13 protein-coding genes are annotated in these 16752 nt (G+C 34.7%); 7 read left to right on the top strand and 6 right to left on the bottom strand.

From position 1 onward, the window contains the following. The first annotated feature begins 20 nt into the window (after positions 1-20). The 7 genes from BUA82_RS01765 to BUA82_RS01735 all read left to right on the top strand — a co-directional run bounded on the left by BUA82_RS01765 (position 21) and on the right by BUA82_RS01735 (position 8327). Positions 21-2303, top strand: a complete 2283-nt coding sequence (locus BUA82_RS01765; RefSeq protein WP_242948908.1) for an oxidoreductase — start codon at positions 21-23, stop codon at positions 2301-2303. Between the two features lie 40 nt (positions 2304-2343). Then, positions 2344-3108 (top strand): ATP-binding protein, encoded by a 765-nt coding sequence (locus BUA82_RS01760; protein WP_073004067.1) that lies wholly within the window; start codon positions 2344-2346, stop codon positions 3106-3108. An 11-nt stretch (positions 3109-3119) separates the two neighbouring features. Next, the gene (locus BUA82_RS01755; protein ID WP_073004066.1) at positions 3120-4319 is read left to right on the top strand and encodes a 2-hydroxyacyl-CoA dehydratase family protein; all 1200 of its coding nucleotides are present in this window, start codon (positions 3120-3122) and stop codon (positions 4317-4319) included. 4 nt (positions 4320-4323) lie between these two features. Then, positions 4324-5880, top strand: a complete 1557-nt coding sequence (locus BUA82_RS01750; protein WP_073004064.1) for a 2-hydroxyacyl-CoA dehydratase family protein — start codon at positions 4324-4326, stop codon at positions 5878-5880. Positions 5881-5904: 24 nt separating this feature from the next. Further along, the gene (locus BUA82_RS01745; RefSeq protein WP_073004062.1) at positions 5905-6705 is read left to right on the top strand and encodes an acyl-CoA dehydratase activase; all 801 of its coding nucleotides are present in this window, start codon (positions 5905-5907) and stop codon (positions 6703-6705) included. A gap of 156 nt (positions 6706-6861) precedes the next feature. Continuing rightward, positions 6862-7578 carry a hypothetical protein gene (locus BUA82_RS01740; protein WP_073004059.1) on the top strand — a complete coding sequence of 239 codons (717 nt, stop codon included), beginning with the start codon at positions 6862-6864 and terminating at the stop codon, positions 7576-7578. 95 nt (positions 7579-7673) lie between these two features. Next, positions 7674-8327, top strand: coding sequence for a cupin domain-containing protein (locus tag BUA82_RS01735; RefSeq protein ID WP_073004056.1), 654 nt, complete (start codon positions 7674-7676; stop codon positions 8325-8327). A gap of 175 nt (positions 8328-8502) precedes the next feature. Here the strand turns inward: BUA82_RS01735 and BUA82_RS01730 are convergent, their stop codons facing one another. From BUA82_RS01730 to BUA82_RS01705, 6 genes are all read right to left on the bottom strand, one after another. Beyond that, positions 8503-10983 (bottom strand): Ig-like domain-containing protein, encoded by a 2481-nt coding sequence (locus BUA82_RS01730; protein WP_073004054.1) that lies wholly within the window; start codon positions 10981-10983, stop codon positions 8503-8505. A 74-nt stretch (positions 10984-11057) separates the two neighbouring features. Then, positions 11058-12299: a Gfo/Idh/MocA family protein gene (locus tag BUA82_RS01725; RefSeq protein ID WP_073004052.1), complete on the bottom strand. Its 1242-nt coding sequence runs from the start codon at positions 12297-12299 to the stop codon at positions 11058-11060. A 250-nt stretch (positions 12300-12549) separates the two neighbouring features. Beyond that, a complete protein-coding gene (locus BUA82_RS01720; protein ID WP_073004049.1) occupies positions 12550-13308 on the bottom strand; it encodes a class I SAM-dependent methyltransferase in 759 nt (252 codons plus the stop codon). A gap of 91 nt (positions 13309-13399) precedes the next feature. Further along, positions 13400-14287 carry an AraC family transcriptional regulator gene (locus BUA82_RS01715; protein WP_073004047.1) on the bottom strand — a complete coding sequence of 296 codons (888 nt, stop codon included), beginning with the start codon at positions 14285-14287 and terminating at the stop codon, positions 13400-13402. Between the two features lie 515 nt (positions 14288-14802). Then, positions 14803-15189, bottom strand: coding sequence for an iron chaperone (locus tag BUA82_RS01710; protein ID WP_073004044.1), 387 nt, complete (start codon positions 15187-15189; stop codon positions 14803-14805). 117 nt (positions 15190-15306) lie between these two features. Next, entirely contained in the window at positions 15307-16515 is a 1209-nt protein-coding gene (locus tag BUA82_RS01705) for an EAL and HDOD domain-containing protein (protein ID WP_073004042.1), read from the bottom strand. Between the last annotated feature and the right edge of the window lie 237 nt (positions 16516-16752).

Here is a 16752-nt window from a genome sequence, read left to right as displayed (position 1 = left end):
AAAATATAATACGAAGAGGAGTGTGTGAGTTGAAGAAAGACAAAAAAATTCAGGAGCTAGTAGACAGCTATGGAAAATGGGTGCAGGGGGACTGTGAAAATAAAGCAGGTGGTTCTGCACGTATGACAAAGGATATGTATCCCTATGATACATTATTTTCACCTATAAAAGTAAACAATATTACCATAAAAAACCGTGTGGTGATGGGCCCTATGGGGAACCTGAACATGTGTGATGAAACAGGTAGACCAAATAACAAGATGCTTCAATATTTCTTTGCTCGTGCTAAGGGTGGTACAGGTTTGCTTACTACGGGATTAATACCAATCAGTCATGGCATTGATAATACTGTAACAGAAATTGGTAAGCTTTCTATGTTCCCACGCATTGACAACTCTCGTACAGTTTTTTCAGGCTGGCGTGACCTTTCACAAGGTGTTCATGCCTATGGAAGTAAAATTTTTATTCAGATTACACCAGGGCTAGGTCGCGTTGGCCCTCCTACTTGTTTAGTAAGCCAGAAAAAATTTCCAGTATCAGCATCTTTTAATCCCAACTTTTATATACCTGAACTTCCTTGTATGAGACTGTCAGACTTAAAACTAAAAAAGATAATTAAAAATTGTGGACAAGCAACTGCAGATGCCAAAGAATGCGGCCTTGATGGAGTGTATCTTCACGGACATGAGGGATATCTTCTAGAACAGCTTACAAACCCTGCCTTTAATCGTCGTAAGCTGGGAAGATATTCAGACTGGCAATGTTTTGGTATCGATGTTGTAAAGGAAATGCGAGAAAGAGTTGGTCCTAATTACCCTATCATGTATCGTATAGATCTCTCTCTTGCCCTTAATGAAACCTATGGAGATAAGATGGATAGCGTAAAATCCTTAAAAAAATTCAAGAATGGACGTACCATAGCCGAAACCCTAAGCTATATGGAGAATTTAATTAAAGCTGGAGTAGATATGTTTGACGTAGATCTCGGTTGCTATGATAACTGGTGGCTTCCACATCCTCCTGCTGGTATGCCAGCTGGCTGCTTCCTTGAGGTTTCACGTATGGTTAAAGATCACTTTAAATCAAAGGGAATTAAATCTAATGTTGGCGTAGAGGTACCAGTTGTAGCAGTAGGAAAACTTGGATACCCTGATATCGCTGAAAAATCCCTTAGAAATGGTGACTGCGATATGATTATGTTGGCGCGACCATTGCTAGCTGATCCTGAATGGTGTAATAAAGCTTACGCTGGGAAGGTGGAGGAAATCATCCCTTGTATTGGCTGCCAGGAAGGCTGCATCAATGAATTTATTGAAGGTGGTCACCCACAATGTGCCGTTAATCCACGCACAGGTTTTGAAGATATAATACCAGAAATTCCTTCAAAGCCAGAAAAGACTAAAAAAATTTGTGTGGTAGGTGGAGGCCCTGCTGGTGTTGTATTCGCAATAATCGCCGCAAAACGTGGCCATAATGTTGAATTGGTGGAAAAAAGCAATAAAATTGGCGGTAAGATTTGTCCTGGTAGTGTGCCAAGGATAAAATATGATTTTGAAAACTACCTAAAATATCTTGAAAACGGAATTGAAGCAGCAAAAGATATACCTAATTTTAAAATTAAGCTTAACGAGGAGGCTACTATAAAGTGGCTAAAAGAGAAAAACTATGACACTGTGATTTTTGCTTACGGCACAAAAAATGTAACACCAAAGTTTCCTGGTTTTGAAAAAATAAAAACTATACAAGCAACAGATTTATTATCATACCCTGAACTTTTAGGTGATGCTAAAAAAATTGTTGTAGTGGGTGGTGGAGTTGTTGGATGTGAAACAGCTTTCTGGCTTAAATATGAGCAAGGACGTGATGTAAAGGTAGTTGAGATGCTGCCAAACTTTATGGAAGGCGTATGCACTGCAAACCGTGGGCATTTAATTCACTATTTAAACAAAGAAGAGGTTGAACTTATCAACTGTGCTAAGGTTGTTTCCTTTGAGGAAGGCAAAGTCAATATTCTCAAAAACATCTCAAAAGGTGTTCCAGATCCATATAATACTTGGCAACCTCTTCTGCCAGCAAATATTCCAAATCCTCTGGCCAAAAAGATTGGCTCAGAAACTCTTAACCTGACCATTGAAGCAGATCTTGTGGTTTTGGCTATGGGTGGACGTGCAGATGAAACTTTTTTCTTTGATGCGCAAAGAGAACATGTAGCATCTGAACTTTACAACATTGGTGACAGCTACCGTGCAGGACGTGTATTAGAGGCAACTCGCTCAGCCTATAATTTAGCTACACGCATATAAAACAACCTATTAAAATACAAGTACTTTAAGGAGGTACGTCATGGAAAACAAATCAAAAGTCATCGCTGTGGCAGGTAAAGGTGGTGTTGGAAAAACTTCAATATCAGCTTCCATAGTAAAAACCTTGGTAGCAGCTTTCCCTCACGCTCGAATATTAGCCATTGATGCAGACCCTGCAGTAGGACTTTCTACTGCCTTGGGGATAGAACCGGAACATACCATTGATGATATCCGTAAGTCCATTATTGAAAAGGTTGAGGATGGAAACACAAAAGATGCTATTGAACTTTTGGGCGAATCCCGCTTTAGAATATTTGATACTATTGTGGAGAAGGATGGTTTTGCCTTTTTAGCAATAGGTCGTCCTGAATCCACAGGGTGTTATTGCAAAATCAATTCATATTTAAAAGAAGTTATCAGCATCCTTTCCCAAGAGTTCGATTATGTGGTTATCGATGGTGAAGCTGGTATTGAGCAGGTTAATAGGCGGGTTATGGAGAAGGTAAGCCATTTAATTTTAATTACTGATCCAAGTAAAAAGGGTACTCAAGTAATTCAAACAATAAAAAAGGTTGCTGACCACTTGGTTATGTATGATGAAGTTGGAGTTATAGTTAATCGTATTGGTGATTTATCTTTAATGGAATATATCAATACGGGTGATATCCCTATCCTTTCATATATTGAGGAGGATAAAAATCTTGCTTCTTTTGATGTTCAAGGCAAAAGTATCTTTAATCTTCCAGATAACTCTAAAGTAGTTATAGGGGTTAAAGAAGTACTTAAAAAAATAAATATCTTATAAAGGAGATTAACGTGAAAGATTTAAAATATTTATATTATTTTGAAGGGTTATTAGATGATGTTAATAATGAACTTATTAGACAAGCAAAAGATGAAGGAAAGCTTGCCATTGGGTATACATGCTTTCATATGCCTGAGGTACTTATAAACCTAGATAACTGTTTTTCACTTAGAATGCGCGCACCTAAAACCGGTTCTATGGAGATAGCAACCTACTATATGTCTAACTACACCTGTGAGTTTTGTAGGGCTCTACTAGAAAGAACTATTGAGGGTGGTTACAATTTTCTTGATGCTATTGCTGGAGTTGATGCCTGTGCAATGATGAACCGTACCATGGAAAACATTGAAATTCTTAACTTAATTGATAAAAAAGGCTTTTTTGTTTCCCATGTGGACGTTCCCTATAAGGTAAATGATGATGCTGTGGAGCATTATGTTCAGCAGATTCAACTTAAAGTATTAAATAAGTTAAAAGAGAATTTAGGGGTAGATATTTCAGAGGATTCTATGCGTAAAGCTGTAGAACTTCATAATGAAGTTTGCAGAATAATAACTGAAATTGGTGAGTTTAGAAAGGAAGAAAATCCTCCTATAACCGGCTATGAATTTCATATTCTTAATTTAGTTTCATACGTTTGTCCTAAATATCTTATAGTGGATAAGTTACGTGAGACCTTGAAGGAAATAAAAGCTCGAGAATGTGATTATAAGAAAATTTATAGAGCTAAGGTAGTTCTAGTGGGAAGTGAAATTGATGATCCTGAGTTAACTAAATTAATCGAAGAATCCGGTGCGCTAATTGTGGCAGATCGTTTTTGCTTTGGTTCATTCCCCGGTCGTCAAGAAATCATCTTAAAACCGGGAGAAAAGGTATTAAACTCTATATGTAGACAATATTTAGAGCAAAGCCTTTGTCCTCGTTATGTAAGTCATGAAAAGATCAACCAAAGACGTGACTTTGCAGAGGACCTTTATAATGATTATCATGCCGACGGTATCATCTATGAGCAAATTAAATTCTGTGATTATTGGGGCTACGAACGTGCTTTAACCAGCCACATCATCACTGAGGAAAGAGGCATACCTACACTTTCTATCGACCGCCCATATATGTCTAGAACTTCAGGACAGCTTAGAACTAGAGTTCAAGCCTTTGTAGAAAGTCTTGAAATTAAAAAAATTCAAAGGAATAAGAAAAAGGAGGCTTAGGTAGATGAGTAAAAATCTAGGCAAATTATATACTGGCGGTATGGTTTTAAAGCACCGTGAATGGAAAGGCTTTAAGGATACCTTGTATGATTTTGGACGTTGGTTAAAATGTTGGGGTGCTTTGATGAAGCTTTCTTTAGCCTGTCCAATACAACTTACAAAAGCTTTATTTAGATATAGATGGATGGGGTCATATCTTACAACTCCAGCATTTATTGATAGACACACACTAGGACTTCGCGGGATAGAATTAAGGATTTGTCATAAGCAGTTCTTTACTATGACTGCTCATGCCATAGAAATGACAAAAACCATATTAAAGGGTGATGCTAACTTAAATGGTAATAGCAAAAGAGCAAAAGAATTTAGCAAAAAAGTAGTGTTATTTGATGAGATGATGCCAATTCAAATCATGGCAGGATTTCCAAACTTAAAAGGATTACCCGTGCAAATGATTCCAATATTTTTACCCTCAGAAATGGACCAACAAAGCTCCATGCCCTATATTGATGCAGTAGAAAACTACGGTTTACCAGCTGATGTATGTCCTCTTCCAGCAGCAGAAGCAGGTTGTGCAGTGGTAGGTGACTATCCACGAATAGGTATATGCTTTGTATCCAGCAGTATGCCTTGTGATGGTAGTTGTATGTCTTCCACCTATCAGGATAGGTTTTTTAATCTTCCCACCTACCCCCTTTCACCTCCAGTTCGTTTTAACGAAGAGGAAGTTCAAAGATATGCTGTTAAGGATATTCTAGGTGCTATAAAATTTATTGAGGAGCAAACTGGTGAAAAGTTTAACTGGGACGCTTACTTTACAGTTATGAAGCGTTACAATGAAGAAACAGAATACATGCTTAAAAAATGGGATATAAACAAGACCCCCTACCCTCAAGTTACTGGTCCTTCCTTAGCACTACATCGTATGTATGCTTTCCAAATTGCAGGCAGCTTGGATACAAAGTTTTTAGAAAATGATAAAGAAGTATATGAATTAATGATGAAAGGCTATGAATTAGATAAGAAAAAATATGCACCTAAAGGTATCACAAAATATCGCCATCGTGCCATTGTTTGGTCATGTCCCGCTCACTACTACAGTAACTTTTCTTTCTGGGCTCAAAATTGTTGGGGTCTTCAAGTTTTAGTTGATATGGAGTGTATGCTTTCTCACCACTTCTTTGATACTGACAATAAAGAAGCTTCTTTGATTGATTTAGCTAAAGCATATGAACGTATGTCCATGAGAAGTCATACTAATGGCGGTCATTCAAATGTTTTGGAAGAATTATGGAGGCAATGTAAAGAATTCAATGCTGACATAGTTATTATGTACAGTCACGTATCTTGCAAGACTATGGCCGGATTGCAAGGCTTGTTTGAAGAACAAGCTCGTGAAAGAAGTATACATCTTATTTGGGTTGAACATGATTTATGTGACCCAAGAACGGTTTCTAGAAAGGAAATGCGAAGCAAAGTTAATATATATATGCAAACAGTTTTTCGTGAAGAACCCCTGGATCCAAGCTTGGTAGATTTTGAAGATTCAAAAACCTGGTAATATTCTGAAGGGAGAGTGTATATAATGAAAAAATATTTTGGCGGATGTGATGTAGGTTCCACCTACACAAAAACAGTTATACTTGATGAAGAAGGAAAAATAGTTGCTAGTAATACCCTAAGAAGCAAAATTAATTCTGAAGAAAGTGCAAAAGCTGGATTACAAGAGGCCCTTGCCGAGGCTGGTTTAAAAAGCATCCAGGAATTAAGTTATTTAATTGGTACTGGTTACGGTCGTAATAAGGTTCCTCAGGCTGAAGAAAATATCAGTGAGATTAGCTGCCACGCCATGGGGGTTCATGTAACTGACCCAACAGTGAAGGCAGTGATAGATATTGGTGGACAAGATGTAAAAGGAATTTCCGTTGATACTGATGGCACTGTAAAGACCTTTGCTATGAATGATAAGTGCGCCGCTGGTACAGGCCGATTCTTTGAGTCCATGGCAAGAGCATTCGAATTGGATTTATCTGAGTTTTGTAAGCTTTCACTTAAAGCTAAAAATGTCATACCTATTACGGCACAATGTACTGTATTTGCTGAAAGTGAGGTTATTACCCTAGCTGGCGAAGGTAAGCCAAGAGAAGAAATTGCAGCTGGTATTCAGCTTGCTGTTGCTAAAAGATGTTTTGTTATGGCAAAAAAGGCTGGTGCTTCAGATAGCATAGCTTTAACTGGTGGTTGCGCTAAGAACGAAGGTTTAAAAAAGGCTATTGAGCATGTATTAAAATTAAAGGTTATTGATCTAAAAATTGACCCTCAATTGATGGGCGCATTAGGAGCCGCTGAGTATGCCCGTCAAAAGGGTTTAGCAAAGGAGAAATAATATGAATTTATATTGGTTATTTTTGATAATTCCAGCAGCTTTATTATTACTTTTATTCATCATATATTTTTTCAATTTAGATATGAAACTAGTTGGAGTAATTTACAAGGGGTTATGTAAACGTTTTGATAATGAGAAAAGGGAAACAAGTATCTAATGGAATTGTATGATGCAATAATTAGAGATACCTTAGATTTACTTTCATCATATACTCCTAAAAAATTAAAAGTATCTAATTTGATAAATTACGAGATGTGCCCTAATAATGAGTTGATACTTTCAAAGGATGCAGCTTTTGAATTAGGGGCAAATAGGCTTCCTTCAGTAAATTATTCTTGTGTTACCACTTCAAATAGGCTGGTTGAAAAGGATGAAATTTTATTATATGGTGAGGATTTAAATGAAATAAAGTCAGATGTGCCCTTTGCTAGGATTGTTTTATTAAATATTAATAACCTAGATGATGATCACAGAGCTTACAATTCTATTAAAAATTTAGATTATGTAAAATATGATATTATACCAAAAGGATATATGATTCGTGCATCTAGCTTTGATAAACGTGAACAAGTTAGGGTTAGTAAAGAAGCAATATCAAAGGGGATAAATTTTGAGATTATAGGTAATGCATATATTAATAAATTAAAAGCGGATAAATTAGTAAATGCTGTTAGTATAATTTTTATTACTCAAAACATTCCTGGGTTTAAAAAGCTTACTGAATATGCTGACAAGATTGAAGAAATTACTCAAACCTTGAATCATGTTTTAAAGGATATGAATTTAGATTGCCAAAGCTGTAACTTAAAGTCCATCTGCGATGAAGTAGATGGCATGAGAGAGACGCACTTTAAAAGTGCTAAAAAGCAGTAAAGTTACCTCTTAGTAGCAATACTACGAAACCAAGCACCTTTTGAAGCTATAAACATATAATAATTTTAGAAAACTATATTCAAGGAAGGAACAATATGTATAACCCTTATAATGCACCTTTATGTCCTTATTGTATTAACCAACCAATATATGACCCATACATTATGTATAATGCTTACAGGGAATATCCATATTACTATAATAATCCAACAGTTTATAAACCTGACTTGTTAAATGCTTTTGACAATGGCTATATTCCTTTTGATGATGATATTGAATATGATTCAAGAGTTAAATTTCCACAACCACCAAGTTATTTTCCTCCAATTAAGCTAAAGGATAATGGTCCTAATCCCTATGTAGTTAATATAAATGAAGCTACCAAGCAAAACAATAATTTCCGTACTGCTTTATGGACAGGAAAGCATTTGCAAGTTACTTTAATGAGCATTCCTGTTGGGGGAGAAATAGGTTTAGAAATTCATCCCGCTACTGATCAATTCCTACGCATAGAGGACGGCCAAGGACTAGTTAAAATGGGGGATAGAAAAGATAGACTGTATTTCCAAGAGAAACTCAATGATGACTCTGCCATTATGATACCTGCTGGAACATGGCACAATATAATCAATACTGGTAATAAACCTCTTAAATTATATTCTATCTATGCCCCACCTCACCATCCCTTTGGCACAATTCATAAAACAAAAGCAGAGGCAGAAGCTGCTGAAAAGGGACAAGACCGATAGTATAAAGATCGATATTGATATAATACAAAATAGCTTACTATGATAGAATTAAACTATCATAGTAAGCTGCTTTTTTGTGTAAATTATCCAAATAAAGCAATATAAATAGAGCCCTCTCGGGCTCTAAAATTGTAAATTCCTATAATATTAAAAAGTGAAACTTTTCTTCTTTTTGTTAGTGTTTAATTAAACTTCTTTTTTTGTATAAAACCATACCAGAGGCAACAATTAAAATACCAAGTGATATTAATGCAAAACTATTATTTAGCGCTCCTGTCTTTGGCAGCTGCTCACTAGTCTCCTTATCGCTTTCAGTCTCTATATTATTAGTGTTATCTTCTGCTCCGGGTTTATCTGGTTCCTCAGCAACAGTTTTTTCTACTACTGTTATCTCTGCACTCTTTGTAAAAGCTCCATCTTCAGTAGTAACGGTTATAGTAGCCACACCAACTCCTATACCTTTAACCAGACCATTTTCATCAACTGTAGCAACCTTTTCATCACTTGATTTCCAAGTAACTTTGCTATTAGTAGAGTTTTCTGGTGCAACTGTAGCTTCTAGTTGAACAGTTTCATTTAAATTAATGGTCTCTTTCTCTTTATTTAAGGAAACACCTGAAACTGCAAAGATTTTGTCAGAAACAGCTATCTTTTGAAGCATAGAGCCCTTTGCGTAATATAAATCGCCATCATCTCCAATAGCATATAGAGGGGTATCAACAATATAGGTTGAATCTAATGTATTTGGATCAATAGCAGTTAATTTTCCAGCAACATTTGCATACAATAAACCATCTTCAGACCATCTTAAGTATATTGGTCTCCAAATTCCATACCCTTTAACACTTGGATAGATATTTTTACTCTTAACAACTTGTAAGGTATCTGGGTTTAGGGCAAAAATAAAGCCATCTGCTGCACCCCATAATAATCCATCTGAGCCAAATTCTAATCCACTAATCATCTTAGGATTATCTAAGCCTTCTATATTTAATGAAATTTCACTTAACTTGTTTTCTTTAGCCACGTCCCATACAAAGATTTTTGCCTCCTTTGCAGTAGGTGTGGAACCCAAACCACCTGCAATACTTGTTGAGCCGTATATCTTTCCGTCCTTATAGGCTAGTCCTACAACACTTTGATCTTGTACTATGTTTCTATATACCTTATAACTCTCACTTCCAGTTAAAGAAGGATTGTATACAGTTAAAGCCCCTCCAAGTTTTCCATAATCAGGTATTGTTCCAAAAAATACTTTTCCTTCTGCAGACATAACCTTAAAAGGCCTATCCTGTTCCTCACCTATGGTGAATATCTTTTTAGGATTTCCAGTGCCTGTAGCGTTTTTTGTATCTAACTCATATATCTCTGCATGTGGATAAGTGCCCATATATATTTTATCACCTAAAGCGCCCATTCCTTCTGCCTGCGGTAGGCTAAAGCTTTTATTAGTATTTGTTACAGTATCATAAGCTCCTCCTATAGCACTTGTATAACCACTTGTATATAACTTTCCATCAGGGCCTTTTTCTAAAGATTGAATTTCTGCAGCTGATGGCGCTACCACTGGAGGATACATCTTCATTTTTTTATTTTGAAGATTAAAAAACACTACTGAACCACCGTACTGCATAGTAACTATGTTATCTCCTGGCAGCTCTGGGTCATTTTTCATCTTAACTACATCTACACCTCTAAAGGAACTTCCATATGCTATTCCGAGGTCTTCAACTGTTAATGTATTTAAATCCACTGACTTTAGCTTTCCATCAGATATAAAATAAGATTTTCCTTCTAATTCTTTAGACATATGAAGGCCATTTACATTTTGCAAGTAGGTATCTGACCATACTCTATTCTCAAGATCATATATATAAACTTTTTTACTTTTATCGTATCTAGCGAATAAATATTTACCTACTACATCCAAGTCATAGCAGAATGCAGTTTCTCCACTTAGGACTGGTGCAGTGGCTATATCAACTTTTTCTCCAGTGTTTACATTTAGCTTAATTATTTTTTTCTTTTCTGTACCTGCATAAATAAAACCATCAGCATAAGCTATGGATCTAACATATTCCTGTGCTGCATTACCAACCATTCTACCAAAATCCTTTAAATCTTTTGTAGTAGGGTTATATTTATATACTTTTCCTCCAGGGAAGGTTCCTGCATAAACATTGTTATTTTCATCCGTAATTAAGGACCAAATGGAGGACTCTCCATCTAAGGTTGCTAATTTCTCAACTTGTTTTTTTACAGGTGAATAGGCCCAAAGTGTAGGCTTGTCTCCATTGGTCCCTATATAAGCTGTACCATCTTTAGCCACCTCATGAACCCAAGTTTGATTTACACCTTCTAAAACAAAGGAATTTATCAGCTTATAATTTTCTAAATCAATGACATTAAATACACTAGGTGTTCCATTTACTGTTGTGTACATTACGTTTCTTCCATCTTGCTGTCCAACAGCCCCATCAAATAGTCCAATTGCAGAACTTATTGGCGGAATTAACTTTTCTGGTTGACCAAATTCCTTCAAAGCTACTTTACTTACTTCAGCTTTCGCTTTTACTGAAGAGCAAAATATACTAGATGTCATCACCACTGATGTTAAAGCAAAAGCTAAGTACTTTTTAAAAGACTTTTTCAACATAATCTCTCTACCCCTTTATACTTATTGTTTATTGTTAATCTCTTAATAGTTCTTATTTATGTCATTAAAAACTATTAAATAGAATTTACAAACTCCTCTAGATCTATAGTTTGTCCAGTAATCCTTGAGTGCTCTGCGGAAAATGCCATTACGTGGCTTAAGAGTGAAACTTCAGCAGAGGTAAGACCTTCCACTACCTTGTCCTTTAGCTGCCTTGTGTAATATTTCATAAGTCCAGTGTCACCACCACTGTGTCCTCCGAATAAATTCTCTACATTTATATGTTGCTGCTCTCCACTTCCAAATAATTTAACTATTACCTCATTGTTATCCAAGTCCCCTGTAACCTCACCCAAAGTTCCCATAATTATAATTTTTCTGGTCATCTCATTGGTAAAACCACTCATAGTAAAGGCTGCAGTTACATCATCTTCAAATTGTATGTTAACCACTTGATGGTCTACTACATTATTATTGCTTCTAAATACGCACTTACCATAAGGGCCTTCTTTTAACGCCTTAATTCTTCCCTCCATAGATAGATCATGGCTAATAACGCTTACAGGCCATTCATTATTGTCCACTAAATAGGTTTTTAGAGCTGAATAAGGACATTCATACTCCACTGCACAATCCAAGCACCTATCACTAGAATTCTTTGGAGCATTTTCCTCCTTAAAGTATTTTAAGGAGCCAAAGGAAGATATTTTTAATGGTTTTTTACCCACTAACCAAAGCAAAATATCCATATCATGACAGCTCTTAGCAAGAATCATAGGTGAAGAAGTTTCTGAATTGCTCCAATTCCCCCTAACATAACTATGTGCATAGTGCCAGTATCCAACATTTTCGTTTAAGTCAATATTTACTACATCTCCTATAATTCCGGAATCAATAATTTGTTTAAGCTTTTTAAAAAACGGGGTATATCTTAATACATGAGCAACAGTTATTGAATTATTATGGTCTTTTGAAGCTTCTACTATTTTAATACATTCTTTAAGATTATTTGACATGGGTTTTTCTAAAAGAAGGTTATAACCTCTTTCTATGGCTTTAATTGCTGGCTGAAAATGCATTTTGTCTTGAGTACAAACAAACACAGCATCACAAAACTTAGGTTCTTCAAGCAGCTTCTCCCAAGAATCAAAGACCATATCTGAAGCTATATTATGCTTAGCTACAAACTCATTTCTTTTGTGTTCATTTGGCTCTGCTACTGCAACAAATTGAATTTCATTAGGATATTTTAATGCATAATCAGCATATACATCCTTTCCTCTTCCACCTGCACCTATTAAGGCTGCTTTTATCATATCTCCATCTCTCCTATCAATTTAATAATTTTACTTTACATTGTAATTGTTTTCATTTTTACAATGTCCTTAAATAGTCCTTAATTTAAGAATACTATCATTAATACAAATTTTCAACTATTATTTTCATTAACCTATGTTTTTAGATTTATTATTAGTCTAAACAGTAAGCTATACAGAAAATAATCTTTTAAAAATTTAATAAAATTCATATAAAAAGCCCACTAACAGTGGGCTAAGATTTTTATATTTATTTAATGGCAACAGCTTCAAAAGTAATTATCTCTTCAGAATCAGATGGATATTGCCCCAATTTATAATCTGAAGAAATCATAATATCCTTAAATCCTATATTTTCTAGTATTAATCTAAATTCTTCTACTCCATACCATCTTAATGGGAAATATTCCAATTCAGTTTGTATAAGTACCCCTTCACGCCATTTTTCATATCTTCCATGGGAAATAGTATATTGATTTATATAGTCAACTTTTACAGTTTTATTTTCTAATGTAATTATATCTCCATTAGGACATTCCCAAGTTCTTGTGGAAACCGTGCCTATTGAAATATCCGTCTGCAAAGCTATATCAAGAATTAATCTACCGCCATTTGATAAATGATTATAAAAGTTTTGTAACGCTTTTATTGAATCTGCTCTTTTATGTAATAGGAGGAAGGTTCCCGTTGGCACTATAATAGCCTCATATTTTGTATCTTGTGAAAAAGACTCCATTTTCGCCTCAAAAAGCTTAGTATTCAAACCTCTTTTTTTACAGTTATTCTCACATATCTTTAACATATCTTTTGAAATGTCAAATCCATGAATATTTAGTCCTTTTTCTAAAAGAGGAATTAATATCCTGCCAGTTCCTGTTGCAGGCTCAAGAATAGCTCCTTTACAGGACTCCAATCTATTCATATAAAATTCTACATCTCCAAAAGAATGACCTATAGGCTTATCCATATCATATACTTCTGAAGACAATCTCCCATAATAATTTAACATCCTTTGCACCCTTCTTTCTTAACTTATTCTAAATAATTATTATAATCTATATCATAAACTTTAATTTTCTATTAATCACAAGCTACTATCTTTATTCTACTTTTCTAACAGGAACATAAATATCCATTACAGTATCCTGTCTATAGTGACAGCGTTCATCGTAAAATTCAAAATCAAGTTTACTTTCATCGTAAATATATCCACTATCTTTAAACCAATCTTCAAAAATATATTTCCATGTGCTTGCAATAATCTTTGCAAACTCTTTTTGTTCTTCGTCATTGCTAGTATCAACAGGGGTAGTTGTAAAAACCGCATACTCAGCTTCTGGGACTTCTACTGTTATCATATTTCCCTTTACCTTTGAAAAGTCATCAACAATTACACCTAAAAGATATATTGCATTTCCATCTTCAGATAATGGAACACACAATCCCACTTCACCGTGTTTAGGCGGATTTAAAATTTTATACATTTTGCTTTCCAAATTTTCACCATCATAATTGCTCCAGAAAGATGCAATATCCTTTGTATATGTGCCTCCAGCAACATTTGTTTTAATTCCATATCCAGCCACCTTAAACGCAGGTTTTTTTACAATAACAGGATTCATAATATAACCTCCAATTTCAAATATAGTTTTTATATCACCATATCCAGCCATGCGTGTTATATACCGTCTAGGACTATAACCAAAGGCTTTACGAAAAGCCTTTGTAAAGCCACTAGGCGTTTCGAATCCATAGTCCAAAGCAATGTCAATAATTTTTCTGCCTTTAAATAATTCTGTGGCCGCTAAAGACAACCTGCGTCCTCGAATGTATTCCATAACGGACACTCCCTTGCATAGACTAAAGACTCTGCAAAAATGATAAAGAGAGTACCCAGATTCATTAGCAACTTCTTCAATAGTAATATTTTCTTTTATATGATCTTCAATGAATTTAATACACTTCTCAATATCTTTCCTATAATTCAATGTATACCTCCACACGACTTTCCTAAATACTGTATTTTTATTATAACAACCTATTTGAAAAGAAACTGTTCCTGTTTTGCTACATATTGATAAATTAAAACTTTGTATATAAACAATATCATAGAGAGATCACTTGGCACTATATTATAATTCAAAATCTTATGATTCTGATGTTTTATTAAGTTTTTAAGCATATATGAAAACAAAGACATTAAGCTTCTTTCTTAATGTCTCTGTATTTCTTACTTTAAATTTTCAAATAAAGGTTACTCTTATTTTGACAGTATAAACCCCGTATACTTATATTTATCTAACTTTCATACCAATAATATCCTTGTAAAAATTTAATTAAGCTCATTTTCTATGTTCAAAGCCTTTTTCTGGAGAGCATTCACAGCTGCCTTTCATTTCATAATGGCAATTGCAGAACTCATCACCGTCACCTAGAGTTTTGGTACGCTTAAACCATTTCTCATCAGGTTTGCAAATAAACACTCCCTTTTAAATGTTTTATATTATTTCTTTTTTGATTTAACTTCTGCTTTTCTCTGGTTTTCATCAATCCTATATTTAACAATCTCCCTTATCAATTCAAGGGGCAATGGTTTATCCATAGGAAATTGTACTGACCCTTTTGCTCCTTTATAAACGGACAGTTCTTTTTTGAAAGCCTCTATTCCCGTAGGAGTTGGGTAGAATCCTATATGATTCTTATGTTTAGCAAAATGAACCAGATTACCATGGAAATAAAATGTAGGCATTTGATAGCTGATTTTTTCTTCAGCCTCTGGAGCAGTTTCCTTTATCACCTGCCTAAGCTCACAAAGAATAACCTGAACTTCGCTTGGAAATTGCAAAATGTATTCATCAATAGTATTAATTGTAGTTTTGTTTTCTTCCATAAAAAAATCTCCTTCCTTTAAATTCTCCATATACTCAAGTTTATTTTTTCTTACGCCTAAACAGCTCTTTAAAATCAATATACTATTTATTACTAGACTTAATTTTCTTATTTGCAGCTATTCAAAAGTCAGAAGAACCTCCGCAGCCCATTGAATGGATTCTAAATAGCCCTTAGAAAGAAGTGCTGTATCTATTTCGATAATATCAGCGAACTTCTGAACTTCAGCCCAATCTCCCCGTTCATATGCAAAGATCAATTTACAGATTGGTTTGAAATCCCCCTCTCTATGTACAAGAGCATTAAAAACGTTCTCTGATAATAGCATCCCCTCCAGTGCTTCTGACATTGGCTTATCTAAAATAGCGTCTAGCACGCTAAACAAGCACATCATTGAAACTTCCTCTATGTGTTCTTTAAATTTACTATTACTCGCCACATGCTCGCTGAATTTGGATCGAACCAAAGACAATTTCATCAGTTCCACAGGCTTAGCCTGAGAAATATCCTGAAGCATTAGTACATTTATCCATCTCTCCAGTTCTTTAAAACCCATTCTTATTAAAGCCTTTTTTATTGAATTAAAAGAATCTTCACTTTTTTTATTACTCATAACCCGCATCACGCTATATGCAAGATTTACATCTGATTCAATTATGCTAGTTATAGTATTATAAGAAGGCTCTTCCTTTTTTAATTCATTGATAATTCTGGAATATTGAACCTTCGAAGATTTTCTTGCATTTGAGCTTCCCACAATCTTGGGTCTGCTAAAAAAATACCCTTGGAATAAATGGAATCCCATTTCTACTGCCTTCTGAAATTGTTCATCGGTTTCAATTTTTTCTGCTAGAATGATTTTATTTTGTGAAAGTGCTTTATTAACATCATCTGTAATAGCATCAAGAGGTGTAAGCATAATATCATATTTAATGATATCAGCTATTGGTACAATAGGATAAGAACTAAAACTCTCTTCAAAATCATCCAGAGCTATTTTATATCCTTTTCTTCTTAGATATTTAAGTCTTTCAATAAGATTATAATCTATTTTTACAGTTTCAAGCACTTCAATAACAAGTGTATCGGAATTAATTAATTCAATGGTATCTGACATGATAAAATCGTAGTCAAAGTTTACAAACGCCTTTGTTTTTCCTACAACCTGGTTTATCCCCTGTTCAAGAAGACCTCCAAGTACCGTAGCTGTGGCAGAACTGGAAGATGTATTTCTAAATTCTTTAGCATTAGAATCTGATCTGAACAAGAGCTCGTATCCGTAAATTTTCATGGACTTATTAAAAATAGGTTGCCTAGCAATAAACATATTACACCACTGCTTTCTTTGAATTTATCACTATGTTATCTACATTTTAGCATATTTTTAACAGGCAAAAAATAGATTTTTTTGCCCCCAAATTGCTATGAAACCACATAAGCTTGTGATAAAACCTTACCTATTGATAGTTTGTCCTGAAAGAATCAATGCTGCATAGTTCTTAAGTTTATTACATTTTTTATTGGGTTATGATAAAATAGGTAGGACACTGAAATGAGTTTGGAG

Source organism: Clostridium amylolyticum (genome assembly GCF_900142075.1).
In the GTDB taxonomy this organism is placed as follows: Bacteria; Bacillota; Clostridia; order Clostridiales; family Clostridiaceae; genus Clostridium_AA; species Clostridium_AA amylolyticum.
This window is presented reverse-complemented; position numbering and strand designations above follow the sequence as displayed.